The organism is Desulfosporosinus orientis DSM 765 (genome assembly GCF_000235605.1).
GTDB classification, from domain to species: domain Bacteria; phylum Bacillota; class Desulfitobacteriia; order Desulfitobacteriales; family Desulfitobacteriaceae; genus Desulfosporosinus; species Desulfosporosinus orientis.
This window is the reverse complement of sequence record NC_016584.1, coordinates 140,921-159,378: the sequence shown is the minus strand read 5'-3', so window position 1 is coordinate 159,378 and position 18,458 is coordinate 140,921. Positions and strand designations below refer to the sequence as shown.

Annotated in this window: 8 protein-coding genes, 1 tRNA gene, 3 rRNA genes and 1 pseudogene; 3 read left to right on the top strand and 10 right to left on the bottom strand. The window is 46.6% G+C overall.

The window, feature by feature from the left end; translation table 11 throughout:
• Nucleotides 1-22 precede the first annotated feature (22 nt).
• Both DESOR_RS00830 and DESOR_RS00825 read right to left on the bottom strand, forming a co-directional pair.
• Nucleotides 23-1,912, bottom strand: coding sequence for a M56 family metallopeptidase (locus DESOR_RS00830; RefSeq protein WP_242832425.1), 1,890 nt, complete (start codon nucleotides 1,910-1,912; stop codon nucleotides 23-25).
• Nucleotides 1,912-2,289, bottom strand: coding sequence for a BlaI/MecI/CopY family transcriptional regulator (locus DESOR_RS00825; RefSeq protein WP_042330654.1), 378 nt, complete (start codon nucleotides 2,287-2,289; stop codon nucleotides 1,912-1,914). The genes DESOR_RS00830 and DESOR_RS00825 overlap by 1 nt, the downstream gene beginning before the upstream one ends.
• 336 nt (nucleotides 2,290-2,625) lie before the next feature.
• Here DESOR_RS00825 and DESOR_RS27190 point away from each other — a divergent pair, with 336 nt between their 5' ends.
• Both DESOR_RS27190 and DESOR_RS27185 read left to right on the top strand, forming a co-directional pair.
• Nucleotides 2,626-3,525, top strand: a complete 900-nt coding sequence (locus DESOR_RS27190) for a transposase (protein WP_081468444.1) — start codon at nucleotides 2,626-2,628, stop codon at nucleotides 3,523-3,525.
• 26 nt (nucleotides 3,526-3,551) lie between these two features.
• Entirely contained in the window at nucleotides 3,552-4,130 is a 579-nt protein-coding gene (locus DESOR_RS27185) for a transposase (protein WP_052304263.1), read from the top strand.
• 59 nt (nucleotides 4,131-4,189) lie between these two features.
• Here DESOR_RS27185 and ltrA read toward each other — a convergent pair.
• The 7 genes and pseudogenes from ltrA to tyrS all read right to left on the bottom strand — a co-directional run bounded on the left by ltrA (nucleotide 4,190) and on the right by tyrS (nucleotide 12,816).
• Nucleotides 4,190-5,437: pseudogene (gene ltrA / locus DESOR_RS00815) on the bottom strand (group II intron reverse transcriptase/maturase).
• Between the two features lie 167 nt (nucleotides 5,438-5,604).
• Nucleotides 5,605-5,772 carry a hypothetical protein gene (locus DESOR_RS29175; protein ID WP_158308990.1) on the bottom strand — a complete coding sequence of 56 codons (168 nt, stop codon included), beginning with the start codon at nucleotides 5,770-5,772 and terminating at the stop codon, nucleotides 5,605-5,607.
• Nucleotides 5,773-6,039: 267 nt separating this feature from the next.
• A 5S ribosomal RNA gene (gene rrf / locus DESOR_RS00810) occupies nucleotides 6,040-6,155 on the bottom strand.
• Between the two features lie 117 nt (nucleotides 6,156-6,272).
• Nucleotides 6,273-9,186, bottom strand: a 23S ribosomal RNA gene (locus DESOR_RS00805).
• Nucleotides 9,187-9,316: 130 nt separating this feature from the next.
• A tRNA-Ala gene (locus tag DESOR_RS00800) sits at nucleotides 9,317-9,392 on the bottom strand.
• A 194-nt stretch (nucleotides 9,393-9,586) separates the two neighbouring features.
• Nucleotides 9,587-11,152: ribosomal RNA gene (locus DESOR_RS00795) — 16S ribosomal RNA — on the bottom strand.
• Together the 16S, 23S and 5S rRNA genes with 1 tRNA gene alongside form the textbook arrangement of a ribosomal RNA operon.
• A 398-nt stretch (nucleotides 11,153-11,550) precedes the next feature.
• On the bottom strand, nucleotides 11,551-12,816 hold the full coding sequence (gene tyrS / locus DESOR_RS00790) for a tyrosine--tRNA ligase (RefSeq protein WP_014182716.1): 1,266 nt from the start codon (nucleotides 12,814-12,816) through the stop codon (nucleotides 11,551-11,553).
• Nucleotides 12,817-13,332: 516 nt separating this feature from the next.
• Between tyrS and DESOR_RS00780 the strand changes: the two genes are divergently transcribed.
• Nucleotides 13,333-15,987, top strand: a complete 2,655-nt coding sequence (locus tag DESOR_RS00780) for a transglycosylase domain-containing protein (protein ID WP_014182715.1) — start codon at nucleotides 13,333-13,335, stop codon at nucleotides 15,985-15,987.
• Nucleotides 15,988-16,074: 87 nt separating this feature from the next.
• On the opposite strand, the gene DESOR_RS00775 is transcribed toward DESOR_RS00780, so the two are convergent.
• A complete protein-coding gene (locus DESOR_RS00775) occupies nucleotides 16,075-18,438 on the bottom strand; it encodes an endonuclease MutS2 (protein ID WP_014182714.1) in 2,364 nt (787 codons plus the stop codon).
• Nucleotides 18,439-18,458: the final 20 nt, after the last annotated feature.

Here is an 18,458-nt window from a genome sequence, read left to right as displayed (position 1 = left end):
TAAAAAACAACTCATTTACATTCTAGGGCTTAACTACAAAGGCTGTAGGAACATAACGTTCGCCAAAGATGTTCGAAACCTTATTCAGGACACTGCCCTGATAAACCATTTCTGAGGAAGAACCACCATCCAGGTTGACTGCATTCACAGCCTCATAATCCTCAAAAACCTGCGTAAGGTCTCTTAGGGTCGCCCCCATGCTCCAAGAAGATTGGCGTCCGTCAATAACCACGAAAATAACGGTCCCATCCGCCCTTTGGCCGATCCCAGTCCGGGGGGCGATCCCCCACCCACCGTCCCCTGAAATGACCGATTTGCCTTCTACGATTAGATTAGGCGCAAAGGAAACCCCTTCATGTAGGTGCCGCCCTTCCAATTGATTGGCCGCCATGCTGCCTAGAACCATCTTCCCCTGATCATCAAATCCAACCATATTGACTTCCTTTTCTCCCACATTATTGTGAACCAGTTCCCCGTCCTTAACAGTTAAGCCGTCTGGGAAAGCTCCGGTCCCCTTGCCGTCCGTGTCATAAAACCCTCCGGCATTAATTCCGGCAATCCCCCCCATATCCTTGACCAGGTCACTGACCTTCTCTCCCCTAACACCGATTTCTTTAGTTACCGCTAATTCTACTCGGGTAGGATCTTTGATCAGCATCACTTTACCTTTGTAATTTGGTCCGGCAATATCCTCGATTGTGATACCCGGACTGGTATCTGCAGTCCCTTTAACAGCTCCGGGGGCTTCTCCTTGACTGTTTCCCTGAGATATTGCAGCGTTTTGCCCCAAAGCCGGGTTTGCTTCCCCTTGAGTACTGCTGAAAACCGCCAAGGCTATCAATCCTATCATCAAACCTGCAAACAATGACCATTTAGGTGAAGTCTGTTTATGCCTTCTCTTGCTAAGGATGATTAGCCTCTTCTTGATTTGTGAATTGGAACCGGACAAATTTGCTAAGCTTGCCATACGCGGAGCCGTCCTATAGGTCTCGGCCAACTTAAGGAGTGTGTAGGCATAGTCCTGAGCTTGCTCCAGATTAATTCGAGAAGTCACTAAAGCATCACAGGCTATCTCCTGGTCTTCCTTCATCTTGTAAAAAGCATACCAAATCAGTGGGTTAAACCAGTGACAGGTCAACAAGACCTGGCTTAAGCAATTTATCCAGATATCCTTACGTTTGAAATGGATCAGCTCATGTAAAAATATATGGTTTACCTGTTCTATACTAAATGTTTGTTCAATCCCCATGGGCAGCAGTAACTTTGGACGGATTAATCCTAATAAGGATGGACTGTTGATCCGCCTCGATTTATGCAGGGGAATCTCCCTTTTTATCTTCAACTCTGCTTTGAGTTTATTGTACTCCGCAAGTAAACTTGGGTCGGTCACCAAAGCCTGTCCAATGTTTTTTGAAAACCGTAGGTTAACGCCGATGATGAGGACTGTCAACGTCAAGGCCCCTAATAGCCAAATATAATAAATTAGCCTGTATGCGAACAGGGCAGCCAGCCATGAGTTCGCATTTTCATCCTTTGCCCGCCGGGCTTCCGAGCTGATAACCCCCTGGTCAGACTGACTCTCCGCAACTGTCATCCGGGCGAAACCTGGCTGTTGGTTTGCAAGGTTAACTGAAGATGCCTGCGTGGTTTGGGCAATCATCGACACTATCTCCTGCAGGCGAGAAGAGTTGAGATAATTATAGACACTTGCCGGACTATTAGGTGTCCAAGGCAACACTAAACCAATGAACAACACAGACCACAGTCCATACTGAAAGCGTGCCCCCACTTTATGTCTAAGTACCAATTTTACCCCCAGGAGAAAAATAATGAAAATGCTTGCTTTGGCAGATGTAATCATAACCCAGTGAAAAAAGCTAAGACAATTTGCCTGTAAAAGCGTTAGCATCATTACTCCTTCCTCTCTTCAAGGAGCTGTTTCAGTTCTTCAATGTCGTCCCGAGAGAGTTTTTCTTCTTGAAGAAAGGTAACCAGCATAGGTTTTAGTGCCCCGCCAAAAACACGAGCAAGAAAGGATTTGCTCTCTGCTTGGATACACTCTTCCTCTGTCACTAATGGACTGTAGATATAGACCCGGCCTTCTTCTTGGAAGCCGAGTGCCCCTTTTTTCACAAGTCGTCCAATTAAAGTTTTAATCGTATTTGGCTTCCAGTCAGTTAATTCCTCTAAAGCCTTTACGATTTCATTTGCAGTACAGGGAGCCGGCTTCATCCAGCAGATTTTCATTATTTCCCATTCTGCAGCGGTTATATTGGGTATATTTTTCAAGTTCAAAATCCCCTCTCGCGTCTACGTTTACATATGTAATTGATATTATACTACAACTGTAAACAGCAGGTGTCAAGCCAATTTATTCACTTCGAGCCACCCACCTAAGGAATGCTTCGTGACGAAAACTCCTCCAATGTGGATCCGAACGGGTGGAACCCCGCCCCCCCAGATTCTTTCACGCACTTGCAGTATTATAATCGAGTAAGAGGCGGAGTTTCTCCGCCGTCTTCTCACACCACCGTACGTGAGTCTGTCTAACAATTATGTAAAAGTTACCGACAATAGGAAGAGAATGGCTGTCACTGTCGAAATATACTACAAGGGAGTGATAGCATGCCATATATTGAAGGTGCAAATAGAAAGCAAATTAACTTCTTCCCCTATACCTTAGATGATTATGTTAGTGAAGATAATCCAGTAAGAGTGATTGATGCTTATGTGGATAGTTTAAATTTGGAGGAATTAGGTTTTGAAGTTTTCTCTGCTCAAGATGCCGGACAAAAACCATATAGAAGAGAAGATTTGCTTAAATTATATATATACTGCTATTTGAACAGAATCAGGTCATCACGTGCGATGGAAGCTGAGGCAACTAGAAATACTGAAGTAATGTGGCTTATAGGTAGAATTACACCAGATCACGGAACCCTTTCTGCATTTATGAAAAATAACAAGAAGGCGATTAAGCAACTATTTAAAGAATTTACACTCATGTTAAAAGGCTTCGGGCTTATTGATGGTAATCTCATAGCTATTGACGGCACAAAGATAAAGGCAAACAATGCAAAAGGTAAGCATTATAATGAAAACATAATAAAAAAGAAGATAGAATATTATGAGTCTAAGATTGAAGAATATATCAGCGACTTTTTAAACACCACAGAAGATAAAACTCTGAAACAAACCATGACTGAGAAGATCCAAAGTTATAATGCTAGAATAGAGCAATTGAACACTCTCAAAAAAGACCTTAAAGAGCAAGGGAAAAAACAAGTCTGTTTAACTGACCCAGATGCAAAATCGATGAAGAATAACGGTAAATTTGAAGTTTGTTTTAACATGCAAACCGTAGTAGATAGTAAACATAAATTATTTGTAGGCTTTGAGGTAGTAAATGACGTCAATGATCAGAGTCAGTTATCAAATATGGTGGACAAAGCTAAACAAGTATTCAAAGAAGAAGAAATCTCAGTGGTAGCAGATACAGGGTATTTCAATATGCTGAAATACTAGCGGCAGCAGATGACAGAACAGAAATATTGATAAAAAAACAAAAAGGGAAACAGGAAAAAATTCAAAATGGTTTTGATAAAATAAACTTTCAATACGATGAAGCAAATGATGTTTATATATGTCCAATGGGCTACCGGTTAGAATTTAAGTGGAACGGCAAACAAAATGATAAAGATTACAAGCGCTATACATGTAAGAATTATATGGATTGTGGGAAAAAAGCTTCTTGCACTTCATCTCAAGGTGGAAGATCTGTAACAAGAATAAAAGAAGAAGAAATCTTAGAGATGATCGATAAGAACACCATCAACAAAAATGACATTTACAGAAAAAGAGGAACGATTGTTGAGCATCCCTTTGGAACAATTAAAAGACATTTTGGTTATACATATTTTTTAACGAGAGGGCTTGATTCAGTCAACACTGAGGGATGCTTTATTTGCCTTGCTTATAATTTTAAAAGACTGATTAACATCATGGGAGTTAAGGAATTAGTATGGCGTTTTAAAGAGGCAATATGTTTGAAATTATCTATTTATTTTCGAAACCATCAAAGCGTTATAAAATCTACAAAAAGCACGTTTATTTATAATTTTTTAGTGTAATCCAAAACTAATTGTTAGACAGACTCACGTACCGTTCGGTATACGGCGGTTCATAAAGATTAACAAAAGTTACGATACGTTTCCGTTAAGCATATCAACCCTTGGTTTCGCCAGTAGGTGAGGCCAAGGGCTTTGTTTACTTGAGGGGTATTCGCTAAGCGCCAGTTTCCTTTACGTGAGCGACTAACTAAACTTGCCCAGTCTTCCTGGATACCTAATTTAGTCAGGTTGCGTCGCTTGGTTTTCGGCCTTTCCATTGCTTTAGCAGACACATCCTCAGCCTTCTACGAATCCACTCATCGAGGGCTTGCAGAACACTTAGTGTATCAACCATCCTGAAATAACCCATCCAGCCACGTAGGTAAACGTTAAGATATTCTAAACCGCATATTCATAGCCATGCTGCGACTACGGCTCGTTAGTTCCCTAACTTTTGCCTTAAAACGTTGAACTGTTTTTGGCGCAAGTCTTATGCGGGTCTCTTTTTCCCTTGTAAACGAAAATCCTAAGAACTTTCTATTCCAGGGCCGGTCAACGGCACTTTTGTTCTCATTGACTTTTAGCTTAAGACGTCCTTCTACAAATTCGCAGATGCTTCGCATGACTCTTTCTCCAGCCCGCTTGCTCCGAACGTACACATTACAATCATCAGCATACCTAACGAACCAGTGTTTTCGTTTTTCCAGTTCTTTATCTAAGTCATCAAGCATAATGTTGGCGAGCAGCGGGCTTATTGGACCACCCTGGGCGGTTCCTTCCTCACTGCGGTAACAGATACCATGCACCATTATTCCAGCCTGAAGATAATTTCGGATAAGTTTTAGAACGCGCTTATCCTGGATTTTTCGAGCTACACGAGCCATTAGTATGTCGTGATTGACGCGGTCAAAAAATTGGGCCAGGTCAAGGTCCACCACAAATCTTCTTCCATAGTGGATATATCGCCGGGCTTGTTTGACCGCCTGGTGAGCGCTACGTCCTGGTCGGAATCCAAAACTATACTCTGAGAAGCTCGGATCAAAGATAGGGGTAAGAATTTGTAGAAGAGCCTGTTGGATTAGGCGGTCTAGCACCGTAGGGATTCCTAACATTCTTACGCCGCCGTCAGGTTTCGGGATTTCGATTCGACGTATGGGCATTGGTCTGTAAGTTCCCGCGAGCAATTGCTCTCGGATGCTGGTCCAAGACTCTTTGAGGAATGCTCGAAGGGAGTTTATTGGCATTCCATCTACTCCGGCAGCACCCTTGTTTCGCTCAACATGGCGCAAGGCTGTGAACATGTTTGTTCGTTCCAGCGCCTTTTCCATCAGGTCGTATCTTGTTTCGCAGGGTTGTTCAGTAATTTGTGCCGGTAAAGAGCTAGGCGCTTCCACGTACCCCTGCGGATTCACCGCTTCCTTCCGTGGATAGCTCCCTTGCGGGATTTTCGGCTGTCTTTGCTCTTTTCTCGAACGCATTACTTACATCCCTTTCCTTATGTTCGGCCCTTCCTCATGCGAGATATCTTCGTCTGAGTAATATGGCCTCTGCTGACTCCTGCCGGTTCAACCGCACCTTGCAGTGCGGTTGCCAAGATACTTAGCGTTCCCGACAGGCCTCCCCGGGTAAGAACGTTGTCTTTCTCTCCATCTACCCGCCCCATTTACTAACAACAGCCTTCGATAGCAAGGACTTTGCTTTGGTTTGCAAGCTCATCCAACTGTTACTAGCCTCGCCTAGGATTCGTGGTCCTCGGGCCAGAGATTTGCCGCTGGCTTCCTCTAGATTCTGCTTCGCAACAGACACCCTTGCCTTGAGCTACAATTACTGCTACCTTCATTGTTCAGGACTTACACCCTATAGACAACGCCCATGCCGGGCGCACAAACATAGAAAGACCATCTCATTAAGAGATGGTCTTTCGTCTGTTACCTGGCAATGTCCTGCTTTCCCAGGGGCTATGCCCCAAGTATCATCGGCCCTGGAGGTCTTAACTACCGTGTTCGGTATGGGAACGGGTGGAACCCCTCCGGCATTATCACCAGATGTCTGAGATCTTCGCTTTCCTTTGGATGGATCGCTATTCTCTCAAAACTGCATAGATCTTCGCTTTTGCAAGTATTATCTTTGAACCTGAACCACTCAAACCTTTTTCGCAACTCTTAGGTCAAGCCCTCGACCGATTAGTACCAGTCAGCTCCACACGTCACCGCGCTTCCACACCTGGCCTATCTACCTGATCTTCCTTCAGGGGTCTTACCGAGCTTATTGCTCGTGGGAAATCTCATCTTGAGGCCGGTTTCGCGCTTAGATGCTTTCAGCGCTTATCCGATCCGAATATAGCTACCCAGCTGTGCCTCTGGCGAAACAACTGGTACACCAGGGATTCGTCCATCCCGGTCCTCTCGTACTAGGGACAGATCCTCTCAAATTTCCTGCGCCTGCGACGGATAGGGACCGAACTGTCTCACGACGTTCTGAACCCAGCTCACGTACCGCTTTAATGGGCGAACAGCCCAACCCTTGGGACCTACTACAGCCCCAGGATGCGATGAGCCGACATCGAGGTGCCAAACCTCCCCGTCGATATGGACTCTTGGGGGAGATAAGCCTGTTATCCCCAGGGTAGCTTTTATCCGTTGAGCGATGGCCCTTCCACTCGGTACCACCGGATCACTAAGCCCGACTTTCGTCCCTGCTCGACTTGTTGGTCTCGCAGTCAAGCTCCCTTTTGCCTTTACACTCTGCGCGCGATTTCCAACCGCGCTGAGGGAACCTTTGGGCGCCTCCGTTACTCTTTAGGAGGCGACCGCCCCAGTCAAACTGCCCACCTGATACTGTCCCTAACCCCGATTCAGGGGCCCAGGTTAGAATTTCAGTACAAAAAGAGTGGTATCCCACCGTCGACTCCACCAAGGCTGGCGCCCTAGCTTCTTAGTCTCCCACCTATCCTGTACATTTTATACCAAAATCCAATGTCAAGCTGCAGTAAAGCTCCATGGGGTCTTTCTGTCCTGTCGCAGGTAACCCGCATCTTCACGGGTATTACAATTTCGCCGAGTCCCTCGTTGAGACAGTGTCCAGATCGTTACACCTTTCGTGCGGGTCAGAACTTACCTGACAAGGAATTTCGCTACCTTAGGACCGTTATAGTTACGGCCGCCGTTTACTGGGGCTTCAATTCAAAGCTTCGGGTTACCCCTAACCTCTCCTCTTAACCTTCCAGCACCGGGCAGGTGTCAGCCCCTATACATCTCCTTTCGGATTAGCAGGGACCTGTGTTTTTGTTAAACAGTCGCCTGGACCTTTTCTCTGCGGCTCTTATTGCTAAGAGCGCCCCTTCTCCCGAAGTTACGGGGCCATTTTGCCGAGTTCCTTAACGAGGGTTTTCTCGCGCGCCTTAGGTTTCTCACCCCATCTACCTGTGTCGGTTTACGGTACGGGCACCTAGTCACTCACTAGAGGCTTTTCTTGACAGCTTGGAGTTGGTTACTTCGCTACTTATGTTCGCTCCCCATCACGTCTCAGATTCTCGCAGGGCGGATTTGCCTGCCCTACATCCTACTCGCTTGGGCCAGCTCGACCAACGGCTGGCTTAACCTATCCTTCTGTGTCACCCCATTGCTCAAACATTTCTAGGTGGTACTGGAATTTCAACCAGTTGTCCATCACCTACGCCTTTCGGCCTCGGCTTAGGTCCCGACTTACCCTGGGCGGACGAGCCTTCCCCAGGAATCCTTAGATTTTCGGCGGGAAGGATTCTCACCTTCCTTTTCGCATACTCATACCGGCATTCTCACTTCTATCCACTCCACCAAACCTTCCAGTTTGACTTCTCTGCTGATAGAACGCTCCCCTACCCCTGCGCATGAAGCGCAAGCCATAGCTTCGGTGATACACTTGAGCCCCGTTACATTTTCGGCGCAGAACCACTCGACCAGTGAGCTATTACGCACTCTTTAAATGGTGGCTGCTTCTGAGCCAACATCCTGGTTGTCTGAGCAATTCCACATCCTTTCCCACTTAGTGTATACTTGGGGACCTTAGCTGATGGTCTGGGCTGTTTCCCTTTTGACTATGAATCTTATCACCCACAGTCTGACTCCCAATCTAAACATAACGGCATTCGGAGTTTGATAAGGTTCGGTAACCTGGTAAGGCCCCTAGCCTATTCAGTGCTCTACCGCCGTCATTCATCAATTGAGGCTAGCCCTAAAGCTATTTCGGGGAGAACCAGCTATCTCCGTGTTCGATTGGCATTTCACCCCTACCCACAGCTCATCCCCTGCCTTTTCAACGACAGTGAGTTCGGGCCTCCAGTGGGTTTTACCCCACCTTCACCCTGGCCATGGGTAGATCACACGGTTTCGGGTCTACAGCATGTAACTCTTCGCCCTTTTCAGACTCGCTTTCGCTTCGGCTCCGACTTCCCGTCTTAACCTCGCTACATACCGTAACTCGCCGGTTCATTCTACAAAAGGCACGCCACTACACCTTACGTGCTGTGACTGCTTGTAAGCGCACGGTTTCAGGTTCTTTTTCACTCCTCTTCCGAGGTGCTTTTCACCTTTCCCTCACGGTACTGGTTCGCTATCGGTCGCTAAGTAGTATTTAGCCTTGGGAGGTGGTCCTCCCTGCTTCCCACGGGGTTTCACGTGTCCCGCGGTACTCAGGATTCCCTCACAGAATGTTTTCCTTTCGTCTACAGGAGTGTTACCTTCTTTGCTCGACCTTTCCAGATCTGTTCGACTAGAAATCCATTCTTAAAAGAGGGTCCTACAACCCCAGCCCCCAAGGGGACTGGTTTGGGCTCTTCCCCGTTCGCTCGCCGCTACTTAGGGAATCGATGATTCTTTCTTTTCCTCCGGGTACTTAGATGTTTCAGTTCCCCGGGTTGTCTTCTGAAGCCTATGTATTCAGCTACAGATAACCGGACATGACTCCGGTTGGGTTGCCCCATTCGGGTATCCACGGATCAATACCTGCTTACGATTCCCCGTGGCATTTCGCTGTTAACCGCGCCCTTCTTCGACTCTTAGCGCCTAGGCATCCACCGTACGCCCTTAGTAGCTTGACCTATATTTGCTACTTTTAGGTTTATTTGAATTGTCCGCTGTCGCGGACTGTTCATTGTGAATTCTCGACTTTACTCGCATTTGCTTTTCTCTATGCAGTTTTCAAAGAACAAGACCAAAGAACATATAAATTGGTGGAGGTAAGCGGGATCGAACCGCTGACCTCTTGAATGCCATTCAAGCGCTCTCCCAGCTGAGCTATACCCCCACATTGTAAAGAAACCATTCCTGGTCTCTCAAAACTAAACAACAGCTTCAATCCAATGAGTTGCCGATCCCTCGGCTTGAGTCTTACGACTCTTATTGATCTTTCTCCAAACCAAGCTTCTCAGCTTCGTTCTTCGAAAGCACCGACCAATAGGATGTTCGTTTAAAGCCTAGACCTTAAACCGTTCTCCTTAGAAAGGAGGTGATCCAGCCGCACCTTCCGATACGGCTACCTTGTTACGACTTCACCCCAATCATCGGCCCCACCTTCGACGGCTAGCTCCCTTGCGGGTTACCCCACCGGCTTCGGGTGTTGCAGACTTTCGTGGTGTGACGGGCGGTGTGTACAAGGCCCGGGAACGTATTCACCGCAGTATGCTGACCTGCGATTACTAGCGATTCCGACTTCATGCAGGCGAGTTGCAGCCTGCAATCCGAACTGAGACCGGCTTTCTCGGATTGGCTTCACCTCGCGGCTTCGCTTCCGTCTGTACCGGCCATTGTAGCACGTGTGTAGCCCAGGACATAAGGGGCATGATGATTTGACGTCATCCCCACCTTCCTCCGGTTTGTCACCGGCAGTCTATCTAGAGTGCTCAACCTTACTTGTTAGCAACTAAATACAGGGGTTGCGCTCGTTGCGGGACTTAACCCAACATCTCACGACACGAGCTGACGACAACCATGCACCACCTGTCTCTACGCTCCCCGAAGGGCACTCCCTTGTTTCCAAAGGATTCGTAGGATGTCAAGCCCTGGTAAGGTTCTTCGCGTTGCGTCGAATTAAACCACATGCTCCACCGCTTGTGCGGGCCCCCGTCAATTCCTTTGAGTTTCAACCTTGCGGCCGTACTCCCCAGGCGGAGTGCTTATTGTGTTAACTGCGGCACAGAAGGGGTCGATACCCTCTACACCTAGCACTCATCGTTTACGGCGTGGACTACCAGGGTATCTAATCCTGTTTGCTCCCCACGCTTTCGCGCCTCAGCGTCAGTTACAGTCCAGAAAGTCGCCTTCGCCACTGGTGTTCCTCCACATATCTACGCATTTCACCGCTACACGTGGAATTCCACTTTCCTCTCCTGTCCTCAAGATACCCAGTTTCCGATGCACTCTCAGGGTTGAGCCCTGATCTTTCACACCGGACTTAAGCATCCGCCTACGCGCCCTTTACGCCCAATAATTCCGGACAACGCTCGCCCCCTACGTATTACCGCGGCTGCTGGCACGTAGTTAGCCGGGGCTTCCTCCTTGGGTACCGTCATGTCTCCTCAATATTTTCAAAAAGACCGTTCTTCCCCAATGACAGTACTTTACAATCCGAAGACCTTCATCATACACGCGGCGTTGCTCCGTCAGACTTTCGTCCATTGCGGAAGATTCCCCACTGCTGCCTCCCGTAGGAGTCTGGGCCGTGTCTCAGTCCCAGTGTGGCCGTTCACCCTCTCAGGCCGGCTACTGATCGTCGCCTTGGTAGGCCTTTACCCCACCAACTAGCTAATCAGACGCGGGTCCATCCATAATCGATAGCATCTTCAGAGGCCATCTTTCCTTAAGTCCTGATGCCAAGATCTAAGATTATCCGGTATTAGCCCTCGTTTCCAAGGGTTGTCCCGGCTTTATGGGCAGGTTACCCACGCGTTACTCACCCGTCCGCCACTAAGAATTGTCTAAGCAAGCTTATTCAATTCTCCGTTCGACTTGCATGTGTTAGGCACGCCGCCAGCGTTCGTCCTGAGCCAGGATCAAACTCTCCAAAAAAAGTTATCTCAAACTTCTTTAAAGAAGATGATTGACTCATGATTTATTTCGAAACCCTTGCGAGTCTCTCTCATTGGCTGTCCTTGTTGTTTAGTTTTCAAAGACCAAAGACCATTTTGTTTTCGCCCTCGTTTGGGCCGGAACTACATCTTAGCATCTTCAACTTCCGTTGTCAACACTAACCATAATTTAACTTAGAACCAATATTTTGTTTCTCCTGTTAAATTTGTGGCACTTGGATATATTAACACCTGTTTTTTAAATTGTCAACCTGTATTTCGGTTAAACTTGCGGTTATTTTTCATTAATAAACTATAGCTGGTACTTCACCCAATAAGTCCGTACCGAATTGTCGAATATTCGGCAATTCGGTACGGTAAAGCCTTTAACTAAAGTTATTATGCCTTAAATTTGATTAAATAATAGTTTCTCTTCCCTCGTCGCAGGACAACATACTTACCATCCAATCGTTCCAGCTGCGAAACGGTTGTTTCCAGTTCAGTATGGCGGATATCGTTAATATAAATAGCTCCCTGCTCAAGAGACTCGCGAGCCTGGCGCTTTGAAGAAACCGCCCCTACCTGTACTAATGCTTCAACAAGACTGATTTCCGGATTTCCGACTACCGTAGAAGGTACATCACTGAAACCCTCTTCGATTTCAACAGCTGTCAGATTTCCAAGTCCGCCTCCAAAGAAGGCTTTTGTGATATTTTCTGCCCGTACTAATGCCTCTTGGCCGTGAACCAGCTTGGTAACGTCTTCCGCTAAGGCTCGCTGAGCTCTTCTCTTCTCCGGCTGTTTTTCAACCTCTTCTGCCAGCTCATTGATTTCTTCTATAGATAAGAAGGTAAAGTATTTCAAAAACTTAACCACATCTTTGTCATCCGTATTCATCCAGAATTGATAGAACTTATACGGCGACATTTTTTCAGGATCCAGCCAGACGGCCCCTCCTTCCGTCTTACCAAACTTCGTCCCATCACTCTTGGTAACCAAGGGCAGGGTAAGTCCATGCATTTCCTTTTCTTCAGTGGAAGTCCTGCGAATCAGTTCGATGCCCGCCGTAATATTTCCCCACTGATCACTTCCACCGATTTGCATCTCACAACCGTACATCTCGTTAAGCTTTAAATAGTCATAGGATTGCAGGATCATATAACTGAATTCCGTAAAGGAAATCCCTTTACTCAACCTGCTTTCCACAGAATCTTTAGCAAGCATAGCCCCCAACGGGAAATATTTGCCGATATCTCTGAGAAATTCAATAACTTGCAGAGATCCTAACCAGTCGTAATTGTTTGCCAATATGGCCGGATTGTTCTGAGTATCAAAGTCCAAGAAACGACCGAATTGGTCTTTGATTTTTTGAGCCCATTGGGCGACGATCTCTTTAGGGTTTAAGGTCCGCTCAGATGCTTTGCCGCTGGGATCACCAATCAATCCGGTTCCTCCCCCGACTAAAGCGATAGCTTTATGCCCTGCCAGCTGAAATCTTCTTAAAACTAAAAGCGGCAGTAAGTGTCCTATATGCAGACTATCTGCCGTAGGATCAAATCCACAATACAGGGCCATGGGGCCGGCGGTTAATCGTTTGCGCAATGCATCTTCATCAGTGTGTTGATAGATTAAACCTCGTTCCTTTAAATCACTAAAAATATCCACACTTAATCCCCCTTAAACTTTTTATTTGGCGCGAATAGAATCTTTAATCCCTATTACAACCGACCTGCTCCATAATTCGGCTTAAAATAAGGAAATCCCCCAACCCAAGGTTGAGGGACGAAAACACTTCCGCGGTACCACCCACATTGAATCCGTCAGATTGACGGATATCCAGCTTCATCAGCGATAACGAGCTGATCCGGGAGTTATTAGCTCCAGTCCTGAGGTGTACCTCTTGGTTTCCGGGTCGATTTGCACCAGCCACCGACTCTCTATAACCTTCCGCCAAGTTCCTTCTCAATCATACCATTGACCTTATTATTAAGATATTACCTGCATTTTGAATATATTATACAGTGTCTCCTGCCCGCTCGCAACTCACAGCTTAACGGTCCAAATTGAGCTAAAATGGCCTAAAATTATTTGAATTTCCTTGTAACTAGGAAAGTGTGGTATAATTCTAGAGAATTTAATAGTGTCGCTAGCCTCATTCATTTTTTACAGGAGGTTGTTTTAATGCCATCATCCAAAAGACCAAGAGGTTCTAAACGCAAAAAACGCCACTCAAAACGGCGTATTATTCTCTTGGGAATTACGTCCATTATTTCACTTATGATAGCTGGCTTAGCAATTTTCATAGTGATAGCTGCCGCCGGCACTCCTAAATGGGACCCCGCCGTACTCAATGATACCAAACAATCCTCATACGTTTATGACAAGGACGGCAATGAATTCGCAGTCTTACATGGCTATGAAAATCGCCAAACGGTGGAGTTCTCCCAGATCCCGGATATTGTCAAGAAGACATTTATCGCCGTTGAGGACAAACGCTTTGAACAGCACTTTGGAGTGGATCCAATTCGGATTATTGGCTCTGCTTTAAACGACATTCGGACCAGGAGCGCTCGAGAAGGGGCCAGTACGATCACCATTCAGCTTGCCCGTAATGCCTTTATCGCAAACCCTACTGAAAAAAAATTAACCCGTAAGGTTCAGGAAGCAATTCTGGCGATTCAACTGGAACGGGAATATACTAAGGACGAAATTCTTACCTTTTACTTAAACAGAATTTTCCTCGGTGAATCATCGTTTGGCATTCAAGCCGCTGCCAAAACTTACTTCGGCAAGGAACTTAAGGATTTAACCCCCGCAGAAGTTGCTTTATTGGCCGGTTTGCCTCAGGCACCCAGTCAATATAACCCATTCGTTCACCCTGATGACGCCAAAGCTCGCCGTACTGTAGTTCTGGGAGTCATGCGCGATTCCGGGATCATCACCTCTCAAGAGTACGATGAAGCAAAGGATGAACCCTTTACCTATGTAGAGTCTATGAAAGCTAACAACGGGGGATCAGAAAAAACCGAAGTCAGCAATGCCAGCTACAAATTCCCCTACTTCGTCGATTATGTGATCGAGGAACTTGAAACAACCTATAACTTAACCCCTGATCAAATCTTCAGCGGAGGATTGCATATTTATACAACAGTCAACCCAAAAATACAAAGCGCCGCAGAAGATGCCTTTGCTAATGACAAAAATTTCCCTCAAGGAATTAATGGCAAGGAAGTTGAAGGCGCCATGACCGTCATTGACCCAACCACTGGAGAAATTCAGGCCATGGTTGGGGGGCGTGACTACACTCCCCGAGGTCTCAACAGAGCCTGGCAGTCAAAAAGGCAGCCCGGATCAACTATCAAACCTTTGGTCGTTTACGGCCCGGCCATTGAAAAGGGCGGATATTTCCCGGGGACAGTTCTGGATGACATGCCCGTCAGCTACAATGATGGAAGCGGCAGCGCTTGGCAGCCAACAGACTATGATACTATTACCCAAGGCTGGAAAGGCCTAATTACCATGCGTTACGCTGTAGAAGAGTCCGTCAACATCTATGCCGTCAAATTGCTTGATTTAATTGGCGTGGATTATGGCTGGGCCTTTGGTAAAAATAATCTTGGCCTGCCTCTTGAGCCTCAGGATCAAGTATTAAGCCTGGCCTTAGGTACCGCTCATGCCAGTACCCAAGATATGGCTGCGGCTTATGGCGTCTACGCCAACAACGGAGTTAAGGTCTCTGATCATGCCATCGTGAAAGTCGACGATGCTAAAGGAAATACAGTAATAACCCCTAAAATCACCAAAAACCGGGTTATGAAGGAAACAACAGCCTACATTGTTAACAATATGCTGCGCAGTGTGGTTACCAACGGAACCGGTTATAATGCCCAGTTTGGAAATTGGGCTGTAGCCGGCAAAACCGGTACTTCTTCCTTGCCTGATAATCTCAAAAACAGGACGGGTAATACAGACGCTTGGTTTGCTGGATATACCCCAAAATATGCGGCGGTCGTCTGGCTGGGGTTTGATTCTAACCCAGACATCAATGGCGCCCCCGGACCCTATTACCTGCACAGCGTCTATGGAGGCAGCTACCCCGCCTTGATTTGGAAACAGGTCATGCAAGCAGCCCATGAAGATCTCCCAGTCCAAACAAAATTTGAACAGCCATCGGGGATTGTCAGCGGCTCCTATGATAAAAAATCAGGACTTCTTCCCAGCAGCTTGACACCCTCGAACTTCATCGGCACGGAAATAGCTGCCCAAGGTGATTTGCCAACTCGGACAAGTGATGTTTGGGTGCAAAAAGAAGTAGACGCCGATAATCCAACTATGCTGGCATCTCCCAATTCTACCAATACAATCACAAAAACTTTCTTAAATCTGCCTAACCGCGATCCTTCTTGGACCTGGCCATCTGACGAAGCTCCCTATAAACCTCCTACAGAGATAGCACCTGATCCTGTTGAACAACCAACATTAGATTCCAGTATCTTGGACCCTCTGGACAACGCCAACCTCCCACAAGACTCTAAAATACCGACACCTTTGCTTGGTCAGGTCATTTATGATCCCAAAACCTCTACGGTCAAGATTCCTGTCACAGCCCCTTCCGGAACTGATAAATACACCGCTGTTGTCTATGTACAGCGTTCAGGTCAGCCTCTTGGCAACTTTCTTGTGAATTATACAAAAGGATTCCTCTCCTTTTCCTTAGCCCTAAATGACAAAGCGCCTACTCCCGGCCCTTACTATTTCAGTGCTTGTTTTAAAGATCCAAGCGAATCAAAGATCGGCCCTTCATCTAATACTGTTAAATTGGTACTAACAGATTAACCGGAGACTTCCAATCGAAGGTTATAAGAAAAAAAACAGCGTCGGACTTAAAAAAGTCCCGATGCTGTTTTTTTAATACTCTTGTCTTTACTTCAAATCAACAACCGTTACCCCTGAATCTCCCTCTCCGTACTCCCCTAATCGGAAACTTCTGACATGAGGATGTCCTTTAAGGAAATCATGGATTCCTGCCCGCATAGCGCCCGTGCCCTTGCCATGAATCACATAAATCATACCGATTCCGCCCAGGACGGCATCATCCATATACTTATCTAAGGCTTCCGTTCCTTCCGTAACCAGCATGCCTCTCAGGTCGATTTCGCTGCGGATCTCTTCAGCCTTCCGAAAGCCCATGCCCATTTCCCTTGCTCGTTTAGGTGCCGCTTTTTTTTCTTCTTGAGCTAACTTCAACTCTGTCAGAGGTACCATGACTTTCATAATACCTGCCTGAACCTGAACTTCCCCGTTAGCATTGGGCAGCTTGACAACTTGGCCTTTCTGTTTAACTTTTGTCATATAAACTGTTTGTCCCAGCATTATCTGATCAGCTGTCAATTCACCGCCTGTGCGTTTAATTTGACGGCCTTGATCCAATTTCGCCGAAATTTTCCGGAATCCTTGGCGAGCTTTTTCAATATCTTGCTGCTGCTTGTTTTCCTTTTTCAAGGCAGATTTCAATTCTTCAATAAGGGCCTCGGCTTCTCGTTTGGCTTCACGAACAAGCTCACTGGCTTCATCCCTGGCCAAGGCCAATAATATTTCAACTTCCTCATCCAGGCGATTTGACTTTTCCTCCAAAGCTTTACTTTGCTTTTCTACCGCTTGCCGCCCGGTTTCAGCCTTGAGCTTCTCTATTTCAATCTCACGGCGGGTCTCACCCAGATTTTCAATAAGATCGGCCACCTGCATTTCCCGTTCTGTGACAAAGGTATTAGCCTTGGCCAAGACCCCCTCGCTTAATCCTAAGCGTCCTGCAATGGTAAAGGCATTACTTTTGCCTGGAATTCCGATCAATAACCGGTAAGTTGGCCGCAAAGTCTCGGTGTCAAACTCCACAGAAGCATTCTTAACCCGCGGCGTTTCATAAGCAAAGGTTTTCAAAGCTCCATAGTGAGTTGTAGAAATAGTCCGGCAGCCCCGTTCGTGGAGTTCTGCCAGTATCCCCATAGCTAAGGCTGCGCCTTCCGTGGGATCCGTGCCGGCTCCTACCTCGTCCAGTAATACCAGAGAACGCTCATCCGCCCGGTTAATAATATCGACGATGTTTTTCATATGCCCTGAGAAGGTACTTAGAGATTGCTCTACACTTTGTTCGTCCCCAATGTCGGCAAATAGTTGGGTAAAAACCCCCATTTTGGATTCACTTTCCGCTGGAATTTGCAGACCGCACTGATTCATAGCAGCCATGAGGCCAACAGCTTTTAGGGCCACGGTTTTGCCCCCAGTGTTTGGCCCGGTAATCACCAGCGTGTCAAAATCTATCCCTAATTCTACAGATAGGGGAACCACTCTGCCGCTAATTAACGGGTGTCTGGCTTGAACAAGCTTTAATTGCTGCCCGGTTACTAATTCCGGGGAACCGGCGTTCATGTCTAAACTTAAATGAGCTTTAGCTATGACCAGATCCAACTGGGCCAAGGCTTCATGAAGATCGGCTATTTCATCGGCACGTCCTTCGATTTGAGCAGAAAGCATTTGCAGAATTCGCTGAACTTCACGGTGCTCCTTGAGAATGACTTCCCGCAATTCATTGCCCAGCTGGACTACTGGCATGGGTTCAATGAATAAGGTTGCCCCACTGGCAGATTGATCGTGAACAATACCTGGAAATGAGCCGCGATACTCTTGTTTAATAGGAATAACATAGCGGTCGGAACGCTGGGTGATAATGGGATCTTGCAGCATCTTCTGATACACCGGGTTACGTAAGGTTCCCTCCAGGCTTTCCCGAATACGGTTCTGCAGGCGGTTAATGCTCCTCCTTAATTCCGCTAACTCCGGGGATGCATTATCTGCTACATTTCCATCTTCGGAAATACAGCGGGATATCTCGTCCTCTAAACTTTTTTGAGATTCGATAGGCAATACGATATCCCATAATCCAGAATAAGATTCTCGAAATTCCTGAAGGTATTGTTTCGTCTTTCGCCCCACTCTTAAAGTATCCCGAATCTCAAGGAGTTCCTCACCATGAACAACTCCTCCCCGTAAACAACGTTCTAAATAAGCCCTGATTTCCTTTGCTCCTCGAACTGAGAAGAGCGGATTTCCCCGCATAAGATTTTTAGCCTCTTCTGTTTTTTGCAAAGCCATGCGGACAAATTCTATGTCAACATCCGGTTTCAAGGCAAGGGCTAATTCTTTTGCACGAGGAAGAATGCAGAACTCTGCCAAACGTGCTAAAACTTTGGGAAAGTCCAACTTATTAAGGACTTTATCATCAATTTTCATAATTCCTCCTTAATCCTAAG